The sequence below is a fragment of the Streptomyces sp. NBC_01439 genome (genome assembly GCF_036227605.1).
Classification (GTDB): Bacteria; Actinomycetota; Actinomycetes; order Streptomycetales; family Streptomycetaceae; genus Streptomyces.
Genome location: NZ_CP109487.1, coordinates 5269470 through 5289984, shown reverse-complemented (window position 1 = coordinate 5289984; position 20515 = coordinate 5269470). Strand labels below are relative to the sequence as shown.

Genomic DNA, 20515 nt, shown 5'->3' with positions numbered 1-20515 from the left:
CCGAGGACCACCGGCCCTTTTGCTCCCGTCCCGAGAATCATTGCGAATCACGCAGGACAGGGAGCCCGCACCCGCACCATCCTGGTCGGGACTTGTCCGCTGGTGGGAGGGGAACGGCAATGACACGGCGACTCCGGTTCATCGGCACCAACTCCGGCAACGACGGATGCCCGACCCTGTACGAGGACCTGGACACCGGGGAAGTTCTGGTCCAGGGCAACGCCGTGACCGACCCCGACGACGTGGCACAGCTCCGGAACGTCAAGGACGGGGAGGGTTTCGTGGTCGTCCCGCGCGTGCTCCTCGCCGACTTCTCCCCCAGGGACGTGGAAAGGACGCCCGTGCTGATCGGCTTCGAGGAGTTCGCCGGCATGTTCCGGACCTTCGCGCACACGGCCTGGCGCCTGGAGACGCGGCGCCGCTACAAGTCGGACGAGGAGACCGAGACGTACCAGCGGTTCATCCGGGGCGAAGACGCCGGCTGGGACCTGGACGACCCCTGGTGCGCGTCCCGGCGGGAACAGTCCGCCCTGGGCAAGCGCTTCGAGCGGGTACGGATCGCCGACAACCCGCCCACCCCCGGCCAGCGCTATCTGCTCGACAACGCCCGCCGCAACAGCGCGGTGGGCGAGGACATCCGCAACCTGTGGCGCTCCGAAGCCGAAGCACTGCAACTCCCCGAGGAGGACTTCTGGCTCTTCGACTCCCGGGTCATCGCCCGGCTCCACTTCGATGACGACGACGTGATGACCGGCGTCGAGCTGGTCACGGACCCCGTCGAGGTGGCCCGCGCGTGCCAGGTCCGGGACGCCGCGTGGCACCACGCCGTCCCGTACGAGACCTTCGCGGAACAGGTGCCGTCCGCCGGGTGAGCACCGACTTCCAACAGGCAAGGGTTGCCCTCGGTGCGCGGCTGCGCGAGCTGCGCACCGATCGGCGTCTCACCGGCCGCCAGTTGGCGGTCCTCCTCGGCTGGCCCCAGTCCAAGATCAGCAAACTGGAGACCGGCCGCCAGACCGCGACGACGGACGACCTTCTGGCGTGGGCGGAAGGCACCGGCCATCCGGAGGCCGCAGAGGAGCTGATCACCAGGCTCCGGAGCCTGGAGTCCCGGTCCCGCGCGTGGCGCAGACAGCTCGCCGCAGGCCACAAGCCCGTGCAGGACAACCTCACGGCCGAGTACGAACGCACGAGGACGTTCCACGTCTGGCAGGGCTCCACGGTCGTGGGCATGCTCCAGACCGCCGAGTACGCCCGCCACGTCTTCACCCGCTACGCCGACCTCCACCAGTCCGTCCGGGACACGGAGGAGGCCGTACGGGCCCGCGTGAGACGTCAGGAGATGCTGTACGAGCCGGGGCGCACGTTCCACATCGTGATGTGGGAGGCCGCGCTCCACGCTCTCGTGTGCCCTCCCCCCGTACTGGCCGCCCAGCTCGACCGCCTTGCGGGCGTGCTTGGACTGGACACCGTCTGCCTGGGCATCGTCCCGTTCGGCGCCTCCCTGAAGATCCCGCCCGCCAACGGGTTCTGGCTGTACGACGACCGCCTGGTGATCGCGGAGGACTGGCACGCGGAACTCTGGCTGGACGACGCGGACAGCGTGGCCGTGTACCGGAAGGTCTGGCAGGCGCTCTCCGAGTCCGCGGTCTACGGTGCGGACGCCCACCGCGTGATCGCCCGCGCCCGGCGCGCTCTCGACACCGTCTGAGAATCCCCTGGAAGATCACGGACCGGCCCGAGAATCACAGCGAATCAGCCCCCCACGGGACCGGGCTACCGGCCCTAGCGTCCCTCTCGTGGACAGCTCGCACGAACTGGAGACAGTGACCTCGAGCACGGTCGTGGAGTCGCTGCACGAATCGCTTGTGTCTGCCGGAACCGTCCTCCGCTCCCTGAATTCCTGGCGGAGGCCGGAGCCGGAGAGCGACACGTGCAGGCCTCATCGCGGGCCGGGTTGGCACTCACCCTCACAGACTCCGCCCCGGTGCCCAGTTCACCGTTCAGCCGGGGCAGCCCACAGCACCACTCACCCCGCACGAGACGACCACCTCCCTGTCCCCGGAGGACGTGGCCGACTGGCTCCCCATGTTCGCCATCGGGCTCCAGACCCAGGGGATGTTCCCCTACCCGGAGAAGTACGACGGCGGGCGCTACACGCTCTGGCTCCGGGACACCCCGGTCACCTCCTGGGCGTCGGTGGACTTCGTACCCGGCGCGGAGGAGTTCGAGGTCTACCAGTCCGGGCCCAGGGAGCTTTGGGGTGAACTCACGGCGGCCCACGCCTGGTGGGACGACCAGGGCCGACCGGAATTCGAGCGGTTCGGCCTCACGGTCACCCCGGACGGAGCCACCTGGGCCTGGCTCGACTCCCCGGAGCACCCAGTCCCGGCCGTCGGGTAGCCATCCCGCTCGCCCGCCCGGTGCCCTCTCCTCACGGTCCCGGGCGGGCGTCCGGCAGTTACTCCGCCCCGCCCAGCTTGCGGAGCGCGTCGTCCGTCAGACGGTTCACGGTCCACTCGTCCATTGGCACGGCCCCAACTGATCGATAGAAGTCGATGGCAGACGAATTCCAGTCGAGGACCGACCACTCCAGTCGCTCGTACCCCCGCTCCACACAGGTCCGCGCCAACTCCTTCAGCAGCGCCTTGCCGTGACCACCACCGCGCACGCCCGGCCGCACGTACAGGTCCTCCAGATAGATCCCGTGCACCCCGCGCCACGTCGAGAAGGACAGGAACCACATCGCGAAGCCCACGACCTCCCCGTCCTCCGTCTCCGCGACGTGCGCGAACACCGCCGGGCTCGCCCCGAACAGCGCCGCCCGCAGCTGCTCCTCGGTGGCCCGCGCCTCGTGCGGCACCTTCTCGTACTCCGCGAGATCGCGGATCATCGCGTGGATGGCGGGCACGTCGTCGACTTCAGCGCTACGGATCATGCCCGCAGCCTAGGGCCGAGCACCTCGCCGACCGTCAACTGGTCCTCGTCCAGCCGCTCTTCACCGTCCGCCACGTCCCACAGGCAGTTCTGGAGCACCCGCCCCAGCGTCCAGGCCCTCGCCCGCTCCCGCTCCAGCCCCGCCACCTCCGTCAGCAGGTCGAACCGCCACCGCACGTCCCCGGCCCGGAAGTTGTTGATGATCGCCGGCATCAGATCGAAACCCGGATCGCCCGCCAAGGGCTTCGGGTCGATCGCCAGCCACGGCTCCCGGCCACCCGCCAGCACGTTCTCGTAGTGCAGGTCCCAGTGCAGCAGCCGGTCCCCCGGCTCCCCCACGACCTCCGCCACCGCCGCCGCGCAGTCCTTCAGCACCCGCCGGTCCCGCGCATCCACCAGCTGCGCCAGCGCCCGCGGCACCTCCTCCAGCATCCCGGCGGCCATCTCACCGAGCCCGCGCAACCCCGCCGGGGCGGGCACCGCCGTCAGCCGCGCCACCAACTCCCCGACCACCACCACCGCCCGCCGCGCGTCCTCCCGCGCGAACGCCGCCAGATCCCGCCCCTCGTCCAACCGCTCCAGCAGCAGGGTCCCGGTGTCCACGTCGTGCTCCAGCAGCCGCACGCACCCCTGCCCGGCCCACGCGCGCAGCGCGACCGGCTCCCCCACGCTCTCCTCGTCCACCGACACCAGCTTCAGCACGGCCCCGCTGCCGTCGGCCCGCTCCACCGGCAACACCAGGGCCGTCACCCCGTGCATCACCGGCCCGGTCCGCCGCAGCCCCCACTGCTCCAGAAATCGCGCCGCCCGCCCGGGCAACGCGGCGATGAACTCCCGCCCCGCGTCCCCGTTGTACCCGACCTGCGCCTCGATCAGCCCATCCGGAATCTCGACCATCCCCCGACGGTATCCCTGGCGGGGGCTCGGCGGATTTGCGGCTCGGTGGCACGTTGCCTCGTGCCGAGGTGGGTCGCCTCAATCGCCGGCGGGGCTTTGATGGGTGGGGCGGTGCCCCGCAGGAGGGTCTCCTCGGCTCGCGCCAGGCGGCCGCGGTCCTGCCAGACGGCCTGGGTTGCGCGCTCGTCCTGCGGGGACCCTCCTCCGTGTCCCCACCCCACGGCACGGCTCCGACAGCCCGACCTTGTCCCCCTTCCCCATGAACCTGCACCGCCAACGGGGCCCCTTCTCGATGGGCCTGCACCGTCAACGGGTGAGTGGAATCCGTCCCCATGGGCTTGCACCGCCAGGGGGAGGCCCCCTTCCCCGTGCGGCTGCGGCGCCAACAGGTCAGTGGGGGGCTTCCCTGTGGGTTGTGCGGCTGAGGGGAGGGGGGACGTGGTGGGGTGTCCCCGCAGGACGAGGCGCTACCACCGAGCACAACCGAGACGTGCCCGCACGCGCCGAGCCGAGGAGACACCCCACCACGGCCCCCCGGACCGACCCACACCAACAAACCCGCCACCCCCAACCCCGCCCACCCACCGAGGCACGGACCCACCTATCCAGCCTCGCCGGCGATTGAGGCGCGGGCCCGGGCAGCGCCCGGCAGACGGCAGCAACACGACCAAGCAGCCCGCAGGGCAACGGCGCGGGCCCGGGCAGAGCCCGGCGAGGATCCGGACCCGCCGGACGCCGCCGGGCAGGCCCGCAGGGCACACCGCATCGGACAGCCCGCCACCCCTACGCCCCCGAACCACGACACCCCGTCCCTGGACACCCTTCCGGAACGAGGTGTACCAAATCCCCCATGACGATCAACGGCGGTATTTCCTTCTGGTACGCGTCCGAGCGAAGCGGCACCCCGGCCGCCCCGCCCCGCGCCCCCCTCACCACCGACGCCACGGCCGACGTCGTCATCGTCGGCGGCGGCTACACCGGCCTGTGGACCGCCTACTACCTCAAGCGCGCCGCCCCCGACCTCCGCATCACCGTCCTGGAACAGAAGTTCTGCGGCTACGGCGCCTCCGGCCGCAACGGCGGCTGGCTCTACAACGGCATCGCCGGCCGCGACCGCTACGCCGCCCTCCACGGCCGCCCGGCCGCCCGCCGCCTCCAACAGGCCATGAACCAGACCGTCACCGAGGTCATCGACGTCACCGTCAAGGAAGGCATCGACGCCGACGTCCACCGCGGCGGCGTCCTCGAAGTCGCCCGCACCCCCGCCCAACTCAGCCGGCTGAAGGCCTTCCACGCCCACGAGGTCGCCTTCGGCGAGACCGACCGCGAACTCCTCGACGCCCCCGCCACCCGCACCCGCATCGACATCGCCGACGCCGTCGGCTCCAGCTGGAGCCCCCACGGTGCCCGCATCCACCCCCTGAAGCTGGTCAAGGGCCTGGCCGCCGCCGTCGAAGCCCTCGGGGTGGTCATCCACGAGTCCACACCCGTCACCGAGATCGCCCCGCGCCGGGCCGTCACCCCGTACGGCACGGTCCGCGCCCCCTACGTACTGCGCTGCACCGAGGGGTTCACCGCCGCCCTCAAGGGCCAGAAGCGCTCGTGGCTCCCCATGAACTCCTCGATGATCGTGACGGCGCCGCTCCCCGCCGAGACCTGGGCCCGGCTGGGCTGGTCGGACAGCACGCTCCTCGGCGACATGGCCCACGCGTACATGTACGCCCAGCGCACCGCCGACGACCGCATCGCGATCGGCGGCCGCGGGGTCCCGTACCGCTTCGGTTCCCGCACCGACCACGACGGCCGCACCCAGCCGGCCACCGTCTCCGCCCTGACCACCCTCCTGACCTCGTTCTTCCCGCAGCTCGCGGGTACGGAGATCACCCATGCCTGGTCGGGCGTGCTCGGCGTGCCCCGCGACTGGTGCGCCACCGTCACCCTGGACGGCGCCTCGGGCCTGGGCTGGGCGGGCGGCTACGTGGGCTCGGGCGTCGCCGCCGCCAACCTCGCGGCCCGCACCCTGCGCGATCTGGTCCTCGGCGAATCCACCGAACTGACCGCCCTGCCCTGGGTCGACCACCGCGTCCGCCGCTGGGAGCCGGAGCCCTTCCGCTGGCTCGGCGTCCAGGCCCTCTACGCCGCCTACCGCGAGGCGGACCGCCACGAGAGCGCCACCCACCGCCCGACGACCACCCCCCTGGCCCGCCTGGCCGACCGCATCTCGGGCCGCCACTGACCCGTTCCCGAACACGCGGAAGGCCCCGGGTGATCACCCGGGGCCTTCCGCTTCTGCACGAATTCCCTCGGCCAGAAAGCCCTGACCTGGGATGGAGCCGCCTATCGGAATCGAACCGATGACCTGGAGCTTACAAGGCAACCGCTCTGCCAACTGAGCTAAGGCGGCACACACCCACCCGCAAACGCACTGCGCGTGGAGCCGCCATCACTCTACACAGCGGCCGATTCCCCGAGCCATCGCATTGAACCCGCACCCGTAACCAGCCACACGCACGTTCGTTAAACGGACTGGTGTGTCGTTCTGAAGATCGGATCGGGGGAGGGGCGATGGCGGGCCGAGTGACGGGAGACGAAGCCCGGCACGTCAAGCGCGAACTCCTCGGGGTGGGCGACCGAACCAAACACCGGGCCCGCGCAGGATCGCCGCTCGAGAGCCGGACCAGACCGCCGGGCACGCAGCAGCGCGTCTACCGTTTCCGCTTCTATCCGACCGCGGACCAGGCCGCCCAACTCCGCCAGACCTTCGGCGCCTGCCGGTGGGTCTACAACGAGGGCCTCGCCCTCCGGGCGAAAGCGTGGGAGGACCACCGGGTGTCGCTGGGCTTCGCGGAAACCTGCCGGGCCCTGACCGGGTGGAAACGGGTGCCGAGGACGGCATGGCTGGCAGAGACCTCGTCCACGGTCCTCCAGCAGGCACTGCGCCACCTCGACTCCGCCTTCTCCCGCTTCTTCAAGGGAACGGCGAGGCACCCGCGACGGAAGTCGAAGCACCGGCCGAAGGAATCGGCGACCTACGTCCGCACCGGCTTCCGGTGGATCGAGGACCCGCAACGTCCGGGCACGGCCTCGGTCACCCTCGCCAAGCAGCCGGTCCCACTGGACGTGCGCTGGTCACGCGCGCTCCCGCCGGGGCTGTCACCGGTGAAACTGACCGTGACCCGGGACCGTGCCGACCGGTACTTCCTCTCCGTGCTCGTCGAGGAAGTGATCGCGGGCTGTCGGCCGCAATGCCCGTGGAGCCCTTGTAAGACCGACCGTGTGCGCCCCCGGGGCCGCACACGGTCCGGCAGCGGGCGTCGAAGCGGGAACAAAGCCAAAAGTGAGTTGCTCTGCCCGGCGCGGGGCACCACTGCATCGTCAATCACAGCCGCCAGGTGCTGACAGGAGCCGTCCGGGCGGGTAGCGTCGGCCGGAAGTCCATTTCGGTGGACTAGACCCATTCTTCCTTCCACTCGGATCGTCCGGCACGTTCCTGCCGGTAGAAGGGATTCATCACCATGGCTTCCGTCACTTTCGACAAGGCGACCCGGCTGTACCCCGGCGGCGACAAGCCCGCCGTCGACCAGCTCGAGCTGGAGATCCAGGACGGCGAGTTCCTCGTCCTCGTCGGCCCGTCCGGCTGCGGCAAGTCCACCTCGCTGCGCATGCTGGCCGGTCTGGAGGACGTCAACGGCGGCGCCATCCGCATCGGCGACCGCGACGTCACGCACCTGCCGCCCAAGGACCGGGACATCGCGATGGTGTTCCAGAACTACGCGCTCTACCCGCACATGACCGTCGCCGACAACATGGGCTTCGCGCTCAAGATCGCCGGTGAGGACAAGGCCACCATCCGCAAGAAGGTGGAGGACGCGGCGAAGATGCTCGACCTCACCCAGTACCTCGACCGGAAGCCGAAGGCGCTCTCCGGCGGTCAGCGCCAGCGCGTCGCCATGGGCCGCGCCATCGTGCGCAAGCCGCAGGTGTTCCTCATGGACGAGCCGCTGTCGAACCTCGACGCCAAGCTCCGCGTCTCCACCCGCACGCAGATCGCGGCGCTCCAGCGCGACCTCGGCATCACCACGGTCTACGTCACCCACGACCAGGTCGAGGCCATGACAATGGGCGACCGCGTGGCCGTCCTGAAGGACGGGCTGCTCCAGCAGGTCGACACCCCGCGCAACATGTACGACCGCCCCGCGAACCTCTTCGTCGCCGGCTTCATCGGCTCGCCGGCCATGAACCTGGTCGAGGTCCCGATCACCGACGGCGGCGTGAAGTTCGGCGACAGCGTCGTCCCGGTGTCCCGCGAGGCGCTGTCCGCGGCGGCCGACGCGGGCGACCGCACCGTCACGGTCGGCGTCCGCCCGGAGCACTTCGACGTCGCCGAGACCGGCGGTCTGACCATCGTCGTGAACGTCGTCGAGGAGCTCGGCGCCGACGGCTACGTCTACGGCTCCACGACCTCCGCCGGCGGCTCGCAGGACCTCGTGGTCCGCGTGGGCGGCCGCCAAGTCCCGGAGAAGGGCTCCAGCCTCCACGTGGTGCCGCGCGCCGACGAGATCCACGTCTTCTCGACCTCCTCCGGCGAGCGACTGTCCGACTAGCAGTTCCCGCCGGTTTCGCGGTCGTTGGAGGGGCGTCCCGTCAAGGGGCGCCCCTCCGGCGTCCGTTGCCCGTCCGGGACTGCGGACGCAACCCCGGCAGACCGGGCCATTCGACCCCAACCGTCAACCCCCAATTCGAAAGACCACGTCGAACCATCCCCCGACAGGGTGACTAAATGTCGCCAAATCTTCACCGAGCGCTACTCTCGCCCTCGTGACCCACACTGCCCGCCGTATCGGCCGATCCCTCGCCCTGGTCCTGCCCGTCGTCCTCGTCCTGTCCGGGACCCTCGCGGTCACCATGGTCCCCTGGGCGGACACTTCGTCCTCGCAGATCGTGACCGCCTCCGCCGAGGACGTCTCCGTCCCCGCGAAGCCGCGTGCCGCGCACGAGGTGCTGCGCGATCAGCTCGTCGGTGAGCTGCAGCAGGGCGGGCGGCCGGACGACGTCCTGACCCACCTCCAGCAGGAGGTGGACCGGCGGCCGTCGCTCGCCGAACACTGCGTGGGGATCGCGCGGGCGGTGGGGCGCGCCGCCGTGGACGCGTACGGTCCGACGAAGGCCCAGTCGTTCGCCCGGCCCGTCTGCGACACCTCGTACGCCTCCGGCGTCGCCTCCATGGGCTGACGCACGCCACCTCCCTACGCTGGCCGTCATGACCGACGACCACCGATCCGCGCCGCCCGCTCCCTCCGCAGCCGCGTTCCCCGCCGCCCCCACCCAGGCCGTCGTCCTGGCGGGCGGCCAGGGTTCGCGGCTGCGCCCGTACACGGACGACCGCCCGAAGCCGATGGTCGAGATCCCGGGCACGGGGGTGCCGATCATCGGGCACCAGCTGGCCTGGCTGGCCGCCGAGGGGGTCACGGACGCCGTGGTCTCCTGCGGGCACCTGGCCGGGGTGCTCCAGGAGTGGCTCGCCGGGGCCCGGTTGCCGCTGCGCGTGACCACGGTGGTCGAGGAGGAGCCGCTGGGGCGCGGCGGCGGCCTCAAGTACGCCGCCCGGCACCTCCCACATCCCGAGGGGGCCTGGTACGCGACCAACGGCGACGTGTGGACCCGGTTCTCGCTCCGCGAGATGGCCGCCTTCCACGCGGAGCGCGACGCGGTGGCCACGCTCGCGCTGGCGCGCCCGCGGATCCCGTGGGGGGTCGTGGAGACCAACGAGTTCGGTCAGGTGCTGGACTTCATCGAGGCCCCGCCGTCGCCCTATCCGGTCAACGCCGGCGTGTACGTCTTCAGTGCCGAATTCGCCGCGCTGCTGCCGGACTTGGGGGACCACGAGCGCACGACGTTCCCGCGCCTGGCCCGTGAGCGGCGCCTCGCGGGCTACCCGCTGCCGCAAGGGGCCTACTGGCGGGCGATCGACACCGCGAAGGACCTCAGCGAGGCCGCGCGGGAGTTGGCGGAGCAGAAGGCCGTCTGAGGCCCTTCACGGGCCGACCGACGCCCGTACGGCCCGTACGGCTCCGTACGTACGCGGCTCCGCGCGCCCGGTACGCGTACGTGCGGAGGCCCGGCACGCTCGCGCGTGCCGGGCCCCGGTTTGCCGTGCCGGCATCAGCCGATGAGTCCGCCGATCAGGCCCGGCTGCTTCGCGGCCGGAGCCCCGCCGCCCGTGCTGCTCCCCGCGGAGGAGGGCGGCTGCTTGGCCGGGGAGGACTGGCGGGGGGTGCTGCGCGGGGTCTGCTGCTTGCCGGTGGTGCCGCGCGTCGCGGCGGGCGACTCGGAGCGGGTGCCCGAGGTCCCCTTGGTGGGGGTGCCGGACGCGGTCTTCCCGGACTTGGCGGCGGGCTCGGTCGCGCTGGCCGAGGGCGAGGCGGCCTTGGTCGGAGCCTTCGTGGGCTGCTGCTGTACGGGCTGCTGCGTGGCCGGTGCCTGCGGCAGGGGCCGGCCGGGCAGGTAGTTGCTGGGGGCTTCGCCCGGCCCGGGGACGGTGACGACGGTGGAGGAGCGGACGGCGCCGCCGAGGAGCGAGCCGATGAGCAGGGTGAGCCCGCACACGACGGTGGCCATGACGGCTCCGCGGCGCAGGACGCGCCGCCGCAGCCGCCAGATCTCGGAGCGCGGGCCGAGGGTCCGCCAGGCCTCGCCGGCGAGGCGCCCGTCGAGGGAGTAGACCGGGGCGCCGGCGATGATCAGCGGGCTCCAGGCGGCGAGGTAGATGATGTCGGGCGCGTCGTAGGCCGGGACGGTCTTCCAGCTCACCGTCATCAGCAGTGCGGCGGACAGCAGGGCCCCGAAGCAGGCGGCGAACCGCTGCCACAGGCCGAAGACCGTGAGCACCCCGACGATGACCTGGAGGAAGGCCACGGTCAGGCCCGCGCCGACCGGGTGGGCGAGGGCGAAGTCGCGCAGCGGCTCGGCCAGGGCCCAGGGGTTCAGCGTGTGCAGCCAGGTGACCATGGAGCCGCGTTCGCCGCCGTCGAAGTAGACGGGGTCGCACAGCTTGCCCATGCCGGCGTAGATGGAGATGAAGCCGAGGAAGACGCGCAGCGGGAGCAGCACGACGCCGAGGTTCATCCGGCGGCCGGGGTAGTAGGAGGCTTGGCCGCGGGTGTCGGGGCCGGCCCGGCGGAAGTCGGCCCCGGGGCCGTTACCAGGGCCGGCGCCGGGCGGCTCCTGCTGGTACGGCAGGTCGCGCACGGCGGCCAGGGAGCGGGTTTCGGAGGGGTCCCCGTAGCTGCGCTGGCCGATGACGGTCGGCGTGGCGAGGGTGTCCTCGGCGAGGTCGTGGGCCAGGTCGACGCGGGGGATGACCTGGGTGGTGCCGCCGTCGTACTCGTCGTATCCGCGGCCGGCCTCGCGCACCGCCTGGAGCAGGCCGCCCATGGCGGCGGCGTCGCCGACGTCGGACTTGCCGCTCCAGACCACGGGGGCCCGGCGGCGGGTGGCCCCGGCGGCGGCCGCCACGGCGCCACCCAGAACGGGTGCGCGGCCGGGGACCCTCGCGGGCTTGGAACGCGCGCTCGGGCTCGGTGCGAGCCGCACGCGGAAGCTGGCGTGGTTGACGATGACCTGTGCGGGGTCGCACGGCACCTTGACCATGCTCAGCGCGGGCTGGTCGTCGAACCCTGACGTTCTGGTGTCCACACTCATCTAACCGAGTGATCAGTGCTTAGGACACTGCCTTGACGCCAGGGATGTGTCCGAGGCCCGTCAAGATCAAGCCACCCCGCCCGGATCGGGCGGGGTGACACGCTCACGGGTCATGTTCCATGAGCCAAATGGATCAGTTGCGCACGGGATCCGACGTGCGGGAACCCGGTGCGCGGGGGATCAGATGCGACCGCGGTCGGCGCGGCGGCGGGCCGCCTCGTAGAGGACCACGCCGGCGGCGACGCCCGCGTTGAGGGACTCGGCGCCGCCCGGCATCGGGATGCGGACGAGGTAGTCGCAGTTCTCGCCGACGAGGCGGCCGAGGCCCTTGCCCTCGGAGCCGACGACGATGACGACCGGGCCCGCCAGCTCGGGCAGGTCGTTGACCGTCTTCGTGCCCTCGGCCGCGAGGCCGACGATGGTGATGCCGGCCTTCTTGTAGTCCTGGAGGGCGCGGGTCAGGTTGGTGACGCGCGAGACCGGGGTGCGGGCGGCGGTGCCGGCCGAGGTCTTCCAGGCTCCGGCGGTCATGCCGGCGGCGCGGCGCTCGGGAATGACCACGCCGTGGCCGCCGAAGGCGGAGACGGAGCGGACGATCGCGCCGAGGTTGCGCGGGTCGGTGACGCCGTCGAGGGCGACGATGAGCGGGTCCTCGCCGTTGTCGTAGGCGGCCGCGGTGAGGTCCTCGGGGTGCGCGTACTCGTACGGCGGGACCTGGAGGACCAGACCCTGGTGGTTAAGCCCGTTGGTCATGCGGTCGAGCTCGGGGCGCGGGGCTTCCATCAGGTTGATGTTGCCGCGCTCGGAGGCGAGCTGGAGGGCCTCGCGCACGCGCTCGTCGTTGTCGATGAACTGCTGGACGTAGAGGGTGGTGGCGGGGACGCCGTCGCGCAGCGCCTCGAAGACCGGGTTGCGGCCGACGACCATCTCGCTGGTGCCCTTGGGGCCGCCGCGGCGGGGGGCGGGGCGGCGCTTGGCGGCCTGGCGGGCCATGGCGTTCGCGATGCGGTTCGCCTTGTGCTTCTTGCGGTCCTCGGCCTTGGGCGTGGGGCCCTTGCCTTCCAGGCCCTTGCGCCGCTGGCCACCGCTGCCGACCGTGGCGCCCTTCTTGTTGGACGTGCGGCGGTTCCTGCGCTGGCTGTTCCCGGCCATGACCTCTACCTGTTTTCGTTGGTGCTGCGATATGTACGTATGAAGAGTGTGCCGCCCGGAGCGCCGCGCAGCACACCAGGCTCAGCTGCCCGGGCTCAGCGGGTGCCGAGCGTCCAGCGCGGACCCGTGGGGCCGTCCTCGATGACCAGCCCGGACTGCTGCAGCTGGTCGCGGATGGCGTCGGCGGTCGCCCAGTCCTTGCGGGCCCGGGCGGACTCGCGCTGCTCCAGGACGAGTCGTACGAGGGTGTCCACGGCGCCGTGGAGCTCCTCGCCGCGGTCGGAGCCGTTCCCGCCGTCCCAGTGGGGGTCGAGCGGGTCCAGGCCGAGGACGCCCAGCATGGCCCGCACCTCGGACAGGCGCGCGATGGCCGCGTCCTTATCGTCGGCGGCGAGCGCGCTGTTGCCCTGGCGGACGGTGGTGTGGATGATCGCGAGCGCCTGCGGGACGCCCAGGTCGTCGTCCATCGCCTCGGCGAAGGCGGGCGGGACCTCGCCCGCCGGCTCGACGGGCCCGCCGGCCTTCTCGATGACGCGCTGGTAGAAGCCCTCGATCCGGGCGAAGGCCGACTCGGCCTCGCGCAGGGCCTCCTCGCTGTACTCGATCATCGACCGGTAGTGCGGGGTGCCGAGGTAGTAGCGCAGGACGATCGGGCGCCACTGCTTGACCATCTCGGAGACGAGGACGGAGTTGCCCAGCGACTTGGACATCTTCTCGCCGGACATGGTGACCCAGGCGTTGTGGACCCAGTACTTGGCGAACTCGTCGCCGAAGGCCTGGGCCTGGGCGATCTCGTTCTCGTGGTGCGGGAAGATCAGGTCGAGCCCGCCGCCGTGGATGTCGAAGGCCTCACCGAGGTACTTGTGCGCCATGGCGGAGCACTCCAGGTGCCAGCCGGGACGGCCGCGGCCCCACGGGGTCTCCCAGGAGGGCTCGCCGGGCTTGACGGACTTCCACATGGCGAAGTCGCGCGGGTCGCGCTTGCCGGTCTCGCCGGTGCTCTCCGGCTGACGGATGTTGTCGAGCTCCTGGCGGGAGAGCGAGAGGTAGCCGGGGAAGGACTTCACGTCGAAGTAGACGTTGCCCTCGGACTCGTAGGCGTGGCCGCGCTCGATGAGGCCGCGCATCATCTCGATCATCTCCGGGACGTGCCCGGTGGCGCGCGGCTCGTAGGTGGGCGGGAGGCAGCCGAGGGCGGTGTAACCGTCGTTGAACGCGCGCTCGTTCTCGTAGCCGATGGACCACCAGGGGCGGCGTTCCTTCCCGGCCTTCGTGATGATCTTGTCGTCGATGTCCGTGACGTTGCGGATGAAGGTGACCTCGTAGCCCCGGTACTCGAACCAGCGGCGCATCACGTCGAAGTTGAGGCCCGACCGGATGTGCCCGATGTGCGGGGCGGCCTGCACCGTGGCGCCACAGAGGTAGATCGAGACACAGCCCGCGGTGAGCGGGGTGAAGTCGCGGATCTGCCGGGCGCTGGTGTCGTACAGGCGAATAGTCACGGCATCCAGGGTAGTGGCCCTGTAGCAGTGCCCCGCGACCCTTTCGGGACCCGGGGCACGTTTGTTGCCGAAGATGTACGGACGCTGCGGGGGATCAGGCCCGGTTCGTCCGGTACACGAGGGCCGTGGCGATGGCGGCGAGGCCTTCGGCGCGGCCGGTCAGTCCCAGCCCGTCGGTGGTGGTGCCGGACACGGAAACGGGGGCGCCGGCGGCGGCCGCGAGCGCCTTCTGCGCTTCTTCGCGCCGCTTGCCGATCTTCGGGCGCACACCGATCACCTGGATGGCGATGTTGCCGATCTCGAAGCCTTCGGCGCGGACGATGCGGGCCGCCTCCGCCAGAAGGGTGACGCCGGCGGCGCCGGACCACTCGGGGCGGGAGGTGCCGAAGTGCGCGCCGAGGTCCCCGACGCCGGCGGCGGAGAAGAGCGCGTCGCAGGCGGCATGGGCGGCCACGTCACCGTCGGAGTGCCCGGCGAGGCCGTCCTCCCCCTCCCAGAGCAGGCCGGCGCACCACAGCTCGCGGCCGGTCTCGAAGGCGTGCACGTCGGTGCCGATGCCGACGAGCGGGATCAGCGGAACGGTGTGCGCGGTGTGCGCGGTGTGCGTGATCGGCTCAGTAGCCATCGTTGGCCCTCCTGCGGGCGAGTACGGCCTCTGCGAGGACCAGGTCGAGGGGGCGGGTGACCTTGAAGGCCTCTTCGTGGCCCGGGATCACCACGACGGTGACGCCGAGCCGTTCCACCATTCCGGCGTCGTCGGTGGCGCCCTCGCCGTCGACGGCGAGGGCGGCGTGCGCCCGCAGCAGGGTGGCGAGGTCGAAGCCCTGCGGGGTCTGCACGGCGCGCAGCCGGGCCCGCTCGGGCGTGCCGAGGACCGGCTCGGGCTCGCCGGGCTTGCCGGGCTCGACCTCCTTGACGGTGTCCGCCAGGGGCAGCGCGGGCACCACGGCGGGCGCTCCGTCGCGTACGGCCTCGATGACCGAGTCCACGGTGTCCACGGGGACGAGCGGGCGGGCCGCGTCGTGGATGAGTACGGAGGTGACGTCCGGCGGCAGCGCGTCCAGGCCGGCCCGGACGGACTCCTGGCGGGTCTCCCCACCGGGGACGACCAGCAGCTCGGTGCGCTCGGGCAGCGCGTGTTCACCCAGCAGCAGGCGCACCTCGGCGGCCTCGGCGGGCGGAGCCACGACCACCACGAGGGAGACCGCGCGGGAGCGGGCCATCGCGCGTACGGCGTGGATCAGCATCGGGGTGCCGCCGAGGGCCCGCAGGGCCTTGGGGGCACCGGGACCGAGGCGTACCCCCCGGCCGGCGGCCGGGATCACCGCGGCGGTGCGGTGGGGACGCGTTACGTCAGACATCAGTAGCTCCGAGCCAGGTTTGTGACTTCGGCCGACATGGGTATGGCCTGAAGGGTGCCGGGTGCGACGCCCTTCGCCCCTTCCGTGGACGACCGGTCGAGCGGGCTGCCCGGGCCCGGCACGCCATCGCAATGGTGGCAGTGAGGCAGTGAGACAAAAGATACGGATACAGACATGCCGCAGCGCCCGGCAACAGGCCTCTCGTGGAGGGAGAGACCTTGTCATCGGGCACCGCGGCAAGCTGCGCACCAGATGGTGCACGGGCACTCGCGTCAGGACGCGAGCACCTCGTCGAGGAGGGCCTCGGCCTTGTCCTCGTTCGTGTTCTCAGCGAGCGCGAGCTCGCTCACCAGAATCTGGCGTGCCTTCGCGAGCATGCGCTTCTCGCCCGCGGAAAGCCCGCGCTCACGCTCACGACGCCACAGGTCACGCACCACTTCGGCGACCTTGATGACATCGCCAGAAGCGAGCTTCTCCAGATTTGCCTTGTAGCGCCGGGACCAGTTCGTCGGCTCTTCTGCATACGGTGCACGAAGCACCTCGAAGACCCGGTCCAGCCCGTCCTGGCCGACTACGTCGCGAACACCGACGAACTCCGCATTGTCCGCAGGCACACGAACCGTCAGGTCGCCCTGGGCGACCTTGAGCACCAAGTAGGTCTTGTCCACGCCTTTGATCTGACGAGTCTCAATGGCCTCGATCAGCGCGGCCCCGTGATGGGGATAGACCACGGTGTCGCCAACCTTGAACGTCATGTGACAGGTACCCCTTCCGTGGCTATCCAGGGTAACACGAGAACTGACTGTTATGAATGGCGTTTTCGCAGGTCAGGGCACATCTCGGGGCTTGACAACAGCAACACGAACGTGCTGCGGAGGGCTCCCGGAAGAGGGTATTCGCAGGTCGGGGGCGCTACGCGGACCAGGCGAAAGGGCCACGCTACACCTGCCCGGCACCCCCATCAGTGTGACGTACGTCCCGTTTTGCCGGGTTCCGAGTCGGGAAACCGAACTACTCCGTCCGACTGGCGGCCGCCCTCACCGGGCGGGTTCCGGCCCAATCCGGAATTGATCACGAAGTGCCGTTCGGGGGAATCCTCGAATTGATCAACAGGGGTTCGGTGCGCGATATGCGAGCGGCACAAGATCGGTGCGGTGAACGGCGCCGGGGAATGCAAGATCGCGGGGCGCTCCCAGGGCAGGGGCTGCCATGCGGAGGGTCGGGTGCGGGGGCGGGGCGGCGGCTCGGTAACCTAAGCGCGCTGACACACCCTTAGAGCGGCTTTACCTCGGCCGTTCCGAGCGTCCACCCGCCCCTTCCGTTCGTCCAAGGAGATGCCGCCGCCGTGAGCCGCAGCCTTCGACGCGGCGCCCTCGCCGCCACCGCCATCGTGTTCTCGATCGCCTCGCTGGCCGCATGCGGTGCGGGCAACGACGCGCAGACCCTCCAGATCAAGCCGGACAACGCCGCCGCCGCCAAGGGCCAGATCGAGGTCCAGAACGCGCTGGTGATCACCCAGGGCCAGAAGGGCGAGAAGGGCCCCGCGGTCGTCTCCGCGACGGTCTTCAACAACGGCACCAAGGCGGAGACCGTTGACAGCATCACCCTCCCGGGTAGCAAGGGCAAGGTTGCGCTGAAGCCGGCCGAAGGCTCCGGCAAGGTCACCGTGCCGGCCCTCGGCTACGTGGTGATCGGCGGCAAGGGCAACGCCTCCGCCGTGATCGAGGACGGCGCCGCGAACGTCCGCGACGGCGAGGTCCAGAAGGTCGTCTTCCAGCTGAGCAGCACGGGCGGCGTCGAGCTGGAGGCCTTCGTGGTCCCGGCCACCGGCCCGTACGCACCGTTCGGCCCGACCGCGGCACCGGCCGCGTCCCCGGCCGCCACCCCGTCCGGCTCCCCCTCGGGCTCGCCGTCGGGCTCCCCGTCCGGCTCCCCGTCGGCCGGGGCCTCCGGTGCGGCCGCGGGTGCCACCCCGTCCGGCTCCCCCGCGGGCGCCGCCGCCGGTACGCCGGCCGGTTCCCCGTCGCACAGCGCCGGCCACTGACGCGGACCCCGCGTACGCATACGGGAAGGGCCCCCATCCGCATCGGCGGACGGGGGCCCTTCCCGTACCTTCCCGTGCGCCCCTCAGGGCCGGGTCCGGCCTACGGCTCGAACTTGTAGCCCAGACCACGGACCGTGACCAGGTAGCGCGGCGCGCCCGGGTCCGGCTCGATCTTGGCCCGCAGGCGCTTGACGTGGACGTCCAGCGTCTTGGTGTCGCCGACGTAATCGGCGCCCCAGACCCGGTCGATGAGCTGCATGCGGGTCAACACGCGGCCCGCGTTGCGCAGCAGCATCTCCAGCAGGTCGAACTCCTTCAGCGGGAGGTCCACCTTGCCGCCGGAGACGGTGACCACGTGGCGGTCGACGTCCATCCGTACGGGGCCGGCCTCTAGGGCGGCCGGGGTGACCTCTTCCGGCTCACCGCGACGGCGCAGGACCGCGCGGATGCGGGCGACCAGCTCGCGGGAGGAGAAGGGCTTCGTGACGTAGTCATCTGCTCCTATCTCCAGCCCGACGACCTTGTCGATCTCGCTGTCCTTGGCGGTCACCATGATCACGGGGACGTTGGAGCGGCCGCGCAGCTGCCGGCAGACCTCCGTGCCGGGCAGGCCGGGCAGCATCAGGTCGAGGAGGACGAGGTCGGCGCCGTTGCGCTCGAACTCGTCGAGCCCGTCGGGCCCGGTCGCGGCGATGGCGACCTCGAAGCCCTCCTTGCGGAGCATGTAGGACAGGGCGTCGCTGAAGGATTCCTCATCCTCGACGACGAGCACTCGGGTCACGGAAGGACCTCCGGGGCAGGAATGGCTGGAGCGGTTCTTGGTCAGGCAGGGGTCGGGTGGGTGCGGGGGGCCGCCGCCGGGGCCGGGGCGGCTGCTTCAGGGAGTCGCAGGGTGAACGTGGAACCCTGGCCCTCCGAGCTCCATACCGACACCTCCCCGCCGTGCGAGGCCGCCACGTGCTTCACGATCGCAAGGCCGAGGCCCGTTCCTCCCGTGGCACGGGAGCGGGCCGGGTCCACGCGGTAGAAGCGCTCGAAGATGCGCTCGCGGTCCTTTTCCGGGATGCCGATGCCCTGGTCGGTCACGGCGATCTCGATCAAGTCTCCCCCAGGAGCCGTCACCTTGCGTCCGGCGATGCCGACGCGGGTGCGGGCGGGGCTGTAGTTGACGGCGTTCTCGACCAGATTTCCGAGGGCGGCGGCGAGCTGCCCCCGGTTGCCCCATACGCGCAGGTCGGCGGTGCCGCCCGCGGCCATGGTGATCTGCTTCGAGGACGCGGTGTGGCGGCAGCGGTCGATGGCCTCGGCGACCAGCGTGTCCACGCGTACGGGCTCGGCGTCCTCCAGCGGGTCGTCGTTCTGCACCCGGGAGAGGTCGATGAGCTCTTGCACGAGGTTGATCAGCCGGGTGGACTCGATCTGCATGCGTCCCGCGAAGCGGCTGACCGCCTCGGGGTCGTCCGCGGCGTCCATGACGGCCTCGGAGAGCAGGGAGATCGCTCCGACCGGGGTCTTCAGCTCGTGGGACACGTTGGCCACGAAGTCGCGGCGCACGGCCTCGATGCGGCGGGCCTCGGTGAGGTCCTCGACCAGGAGGAGCACCAGCCGGGAGCCGAGCGGGGCGACGCGCGCCGAGACCGCGAGGGCCTCGCCCCGGCCGGTGCCGCGCCGGGGCAGGTCCAGCTCCACCTGCCGTATCTCCCCGTCGCGGCGGGTGTCGCGGGCCATGTGGAGCATCGGTTCCACGGCGAGCTTGCCGCCGCGGACCAGGCCGAGGGCGTACGCCGCCGAGCTGGCCTTGACCACCGCGTCGCCCTCGTCCAGTACGACCGCCGAGGAGCGCAGCACGGAGAGGACGGTGTCCACGCCGGGCGGCAGCACCGCATTGAGGTCGGGGCGGATGGAGCTCCGGGTGGGGCGGGCGTGGTCGCGCTCGCTCCAGCGGAACGCCAGCATCGCGACCACACCGGTGCAAAGACCGGCGATCGCTGCAGCTGCGGCGACCGCCGCGTTCACGTCCATGGATCCAGGTTAAGCAGGCACGACGACACTTCCACAGCCGTTCGGGTGGCACCTCGAACAGTCGTCGCCCAGAGTTCACCCTGGCGACGGGGTTGATTCACTTGTGGTGCCGGAGTCGGACGCGTTTGCGGCTCACCGTGTCAACGTGGGGCCGCTGGCCGCCCCGGCCCGCCCCCGGGCAGTACCGCAGTAGTAGGTCGAGAGAGGGACACGAGACATGCGCGACGCGTACCACGAGGAACTGGACTCGATCGGAGAAGGCCTGGTCGAGATGGCCCGGCTCGTCGGCTCCGCGATCGGGCGGGCCACGACGTCCATGCTCGACGCCGACCTGAAGCTCGCCGAGAGCGTCATCGCCGCCGACCAGAAGGTCGACGACCTCCAGCACGACCTGGAGGCCCGCGCCATCGCCCTGCTGGCCCGTCAGCAGCCGGTCGCCACCGACCTGCGCATCGTCGTGACCTCCCTGCGGATGAGCGCCGACCTGGAGCGCAGCGGTGACCTCGCCCAGCACGTCGCGAAGCTCGCCCGGCTGCGCTTCCCGGACCGGGCCGTGCCGCGGGACCTGCACGCCACCATCCTGGAGATGGGGCAGCTGGCGCAGCGCCTGATGGCGAAGGCCGCCGAGGTGATCATCACGAAGGACGTCGACCTCGCCCTCCAGCTGGAGCAGGACGACGACGAGATGGACCAGCTGCACCGCACGCTGTTCCAGCACCTGATGGACGACCGCTGGAAGCACGGCATCGAGACGGCCGTGGACGTGACCCTGCTGGGCCGCTACTACGAGCGCTTCGCGGACCACGCGGTGTCGGTGGCCAAGCGCGTGGTCTACCTGGTGACGGGTGAGCACGCGGACGACCTCCAGCAGCCGACCCAGGTCGAGGGCGTCTGACACC

General features: G+C 71.2%; 20 protein-coding genes and 1 tRNA gene. 10 read left to right on the top strand and 11 right to left on the bottom strand.

Features of this window, described 5'->3' with window-relative positions:
- The first annotated feature begins 119 nt into the window (after positions 1-119).
- The 3 genes from OG207_RS23825 (at position 120) to OG207_RS23815 (ending at position 2403) form a co-directional block, all read left to right on the top strand.
- Positions 120-872: a DUF6879 family protein gene (locus OG207_RS23825; RefSeq protein WP_329100625.1), complete on the top strand. Its 753-nt coding sequence runs from the start codon at positions 120-122 to the stop codon at positions 870-872.
- A complete protein-coding gene (locus tag OG207_RS23820) occupies positions 869-1711 on the top strand; it encodes a helix-turn-helix domain-containing protein (protein WP_329100623.1) in 843 nt (280 codons plus the stop codon). The genes OG207_RS23825 and OG207_RS23820 overlap by 4 nt, the downstream gene beginning before the upstream one ends.
- Positions 1712-2070: 359 nt before the next feature.
- Positions 2071-2403: a hypothetical protein gene (locus OG207_RS23815; RefSeq protein WP_329100620.1), complete on the top strand. Its 333-nt coding sequence runs from the start codon at positions 2071-2073 to the stop codon at positions 2401-2403.
- A gap of 58 nt (positions 2404-2461) precedes the next feature.
- Here OG207_RS23815 and OG207_RS23810 read toward each other — a convergent pair whose 3' ends face one another.
- Both OG207_RS23810 and OG207_RS23805 read right to left on the bottom strand, forming a co-directional pair.
- A complete protein-coding gene (locus tag OG207_RS23810; RefSeq protein ID WP_329100618.1) occupies positions 2462-2938 on the bottom strand; it encodes a GNAT family N-acetyltransferase in 477 nt (158 codons plus the stop codon).
- On the bottom strand, positions 2935-3834 hold the full coding sequence (locus tag OG207_RS23805; protein ID WP_329100617.1) for an aminoglycoside phosphotransferase family protein: 900 nt from the start codon (positions 3832-3834) through the stop codon (positions 2935-2937). Before OG207_RS23805 ends, OG207_RS23810 begins: the two co-directional genes overlap by 4 nt.
- Before the next feature lie 850 nt (positions 3835-4684).
- Between OG207_RS23805 and OG207_RS23800 the strand changes: the two genes are divergently transcribed.
- Complete coding sequence (locus OG207_RS23800; protein ID WP_329100614.1) at positions 4685-6070, top strand: NAD(P)/FAD-dependent oxidoreductase; 1386 nt, start codon at positions 4685-4687, stop codon at positions 6068-6070.
- Between the two features lie 92 nt (positions 6071-6162).
- Here the strand turns inward: OG207_RS23800 and OG207_RS23795 are convergent.
- Positions 6163-6238 (bottom strand) — tRNA-Thr (locus OG207_RS23795).
- 173 nt (positions 6239-6411) lie between these two features.
- Between OG207_RS23795 and OG207_RS23790 the strand changes: the two genes are divergently transcribed.
- From OG207_RS23790 to OG207_RS23775, 4 genes are all read left to right on the top strand, one after another.
- Positions 6412-7233 (top strand): RNA-guided endonuclease InsQ/TnpB family protein, encoded by an 822-nt coding sequence (locus OG207_RS23790; protein ID WP_329100612.1) that lies wholly within the window; start codon positions 6412-6414, stop codon positions 7231-7233.
- Positions 7234-7349: 116 nt separating this feature from the next.
- Positions 7350-8438, top strand: a complete 1089-nt coding sequence (locus OG207_RS23785; protein WP_329100610.1) for an ABC transporter ATP-binding protein — start codon at positions 7350-7352, stop codon at positions 8436-8438.
- A gap of 214 nt (positions 8439-8652) precedes the next feature.
- Positions 8653-9066: a hypothetical protein gene (locus tag OG207_RS23780; RefSeq protein ID WP_329100608.1), complete on the top strand. Its 414-nt coding sequence runs from the start codon at positions 8653-8655 to the stop codon at positions 9064-9066.
- 28 nt (positions 9067-9094) lie between these two features.
- Complete coding sequence (locus OG207_RS23775) at positions 9095-9862, top strand: nucleotidyltransferase family protein (RefSeq protein ID WP_329100606.1); 768 nt, start codon at positions 9095-9097, stop codon at positions 9860-9862.
- 134 nt (positions 9863-9996) lie between these two features.
- Here OG207_RS23775 and OG207_RS23770 read toward each other — a convergent pair whose 3' ends face one another.
- The 6 genes from OG207_RS23770 to OG207_RS23745 all read right to left on the bottom strand — a co-directional run bounded on the left by OG207_RS23770 (position 9997) and on the right by OG207_RS23745 (position 16305).
- Positions 9997-11535 carry a DoxX family membrane protein gene (locus OG207_RS23770; RefSeq protein WP_329100604.1) on the bottom strand — a complete coding sequence of 513 codons (1539 nt, stop codon included), beginning with the start codon at positions 11533-11535 and terminating at the stop codon, positions 9997-9999.
- Positions 11536-11715: 180 nt separating this feature from the next.
- Positions 11716-12687, bottom strand: coding sequence for a 23S rRNA (guanosine(2251)-2'-O)-methyltransferase RlmB (rlmB, locus tag OG207_RS23765; RefSeq protein WP_329100602.1), 972 nt, complete (start codon positions 12685-12687; stop codon positions 11716-11718).
- Positions 12688-12782: 95 nt separating this feature from the next.
- Positions 12783-14189 (bottom strand): cysteine--tRNA ligase, encoded by a 1407-nt coding sequence (gene cysS / locus OG207_RS23760; RefSeq protein ID WP_329100600.1) that lies wholly within the window; start codon positions 14187-14189, stop codon positions 12783-12785.
- Positions 14190-14283: 94 nt separating this feature from the next.
- Positions 14284-14814 carry a 2-C-methyl-D-erythritol 2,4-cyclodiphosphate synthase gene (ispF, locus tag OG207_RS23755; RefSeq protein ID WP_329100598.1) on the bottom strand — a complete coding sequence of 177 codons (531 nt, stop codon included), beginning with the start codon at positions 14812-14814 and terminating at the stop codon, positions 14284-14286.
- Positions 14804-15550 carry a 2-C-methyl-D-erythritol 4-phosphate cytidylyltransferase gene (gene ispD / locus OG207_RS23750; RefSeq protein ID WP_329100596.1) on the bottom strand — a complete coding sequence of 249 codons (747 nt, stop codon included), beginning with the start codon at positions 15548-15550 and terminating at the stop codon, positions 14804-14806. The genes ispF and ispD overlap by 11 nt, the downstream gene beginning before the upstream one ends.
- A 272-nt stretch (positions 15551-15822) precedes the next feature.
- Positions 15823-16305 carry a CarD family transcriptional regulator gene (locus OG207_RS23745; protein WP_003953493.1) on the bottom strand — a complete coding sequence of 161 codons (483 nt, stop codon included), beginning with the start codon at positions 16303-16305 and terminating at the stop codon, positions 15823-15825.
- 590 nt (positions 16306-16895) lie between these two features.
- On the opposite strand from OG207_RS23745, the gene OG207_RS23740 reads away from it, so the two are divergent.
- Positions 16896-17594, top strand: a complete 699-nt coding sequence (locus OG207_RS23740) for a DUF461 domain-containing protein (protein ID WP_329100594.1) — start codon at positions 16896-16898, stop codon at positions 17592-17594.
- 100 nt (positions 17595-17694) lie between these two features.
- Here the strand turns inward: OG207_RS23740 and OG207_RS23735 are convergent, their stop codons facing one another.
- A complete protein-coding gene (locus tag OG207_RS23735) occupies positions 17695-18375 on the bottom strand; it encodes a response regulator transcription factor (RefSeq protein WP_030009598.1) in 681 nt (226 codons plus the stop codon).
- Positions 18376-18416: 41 nt separating this feature from the next.
- Positions 18417-19616, bottom strand: a complete 1200-nt coding sequence (locus OG207_RS23730; RefSeq protein ID WP_329100591.1) for a sensor histidine kinase — start codon at positions 19614-19616, stop codon at positions 18417-18419.
- Positions 19617-19833: 217 nt separating this feature from the next.
- Between OG207_RS23730 and phoU the strand changes: the two genes are divergently transcribed.
- Positions 19834-20511, top strand: coding sequence for a phosphate signaling complex protein PhoU (phoU, locus tag OG207_RS23725; RefSeq protein WP_030009600.1), 678 nt, complete (start codon positions 19834-19836; stop codon positions 20509-20511).
- Positions 20512-20515: the final 4 nt, after the last annotated feature.

What these genes read in the sequence shown, in the direction of transcription:
- OG207_RS23825 (WP_329100625.1), top strand. Translation starts at nt 120, where the DNA reads ATGACACGGCGACTCCGGTTCATCGGCACCAACTCCGGCAACGACGGA.
- OG207_RS23810 (WP_329100618.1), bottom strand. Translation starts at nt 2,938, where the DNA reads ATGATCCGTAGCGCTGAAGTCGACGACGTGCCCGCCATCCACGCGATG.
- OG207_RS23805 (WP_329100617.1), bottom strand. Translation starts at nt 3,834, where the DNA reads ATGGTCGAGATTCCGGATGGGCTGATCGAGGCGCAGGTCGGGTACAAC.
- OG207_RS23800 (WP_329100614.1), top strand. Translation starts at nt 4,685, where the DNA reads ATGACGATCAACGGCGGTATTTCCTTCTGGTACGCGTCCGAGCGAAGC.
- OG207_RS23785 (WP_329100610.1), top strand. Translation starts at nt 7,350, where the DNA reads ATGGCTTCCGTCACTTTCGACAAGGCGACCCGGCTGTACCCCGGCGGC.
- OG207_RS23775 (WP_329100606.1), top strand. Translation starts at nt 9,095, where the DNA reads ATGACCGACGACCACCGATCCGCGCCGCCCGCTCCCTCCGCAGCCGCG.
- OG207_RS23770 (WP_329100604.1), bottom strand. Translation starts at nt 11,535, where the DNA reads ATGAGTGTGGACACCAGAACGTCAGGGTTCGACGACCAGCCCGCGCTG.
- rlmB (WP_329100602.1), bottom strand. Translation starts at nt 12,687, where the DNA reads ATGGCCGGGAACAGCCAGCGCAGGAACCGCCGCACGTCCAACAAGAAG.
- ispF (WP_329100598.1), bottom strand. Translation starts at nt 14,814, where the DNA reads ATGGCTACTGAGCCGATCACGCACACCGCGCACACCGCGCACACCGTT.
- ispD (WP_329100596.1), bottom strand. Translation starts at nt 15,550, where the DNA reads ATGTCTGACGTAACGCGTCCCCACCGCACCGCCGCGGTGATCCCGGCC.
- OG207_RS23745 (WP_003953493.1), bottom strand. Translation starts at nt 16,305, where the DNA reads ATGACGTTCAAGGTTGGCGACACCGTGGTCTATCCCCATCACGGGGCC.
- OG207_RS23730 (WP_329100591.1), bottom strand. Translation starts at nt 19,616, where the DNA reads ATGGACGTGAACGCGGCGGTCGCCGCAGCTGCAGCGATCGCCGGTCTT.
- phoU (WP_030009600.1), top strand. Translation starts at nt 19,834, where the DNA reads ATGCGCGACGCGTACCACGAGGAACTGGACTCGATCGGAGAAGGCCTG.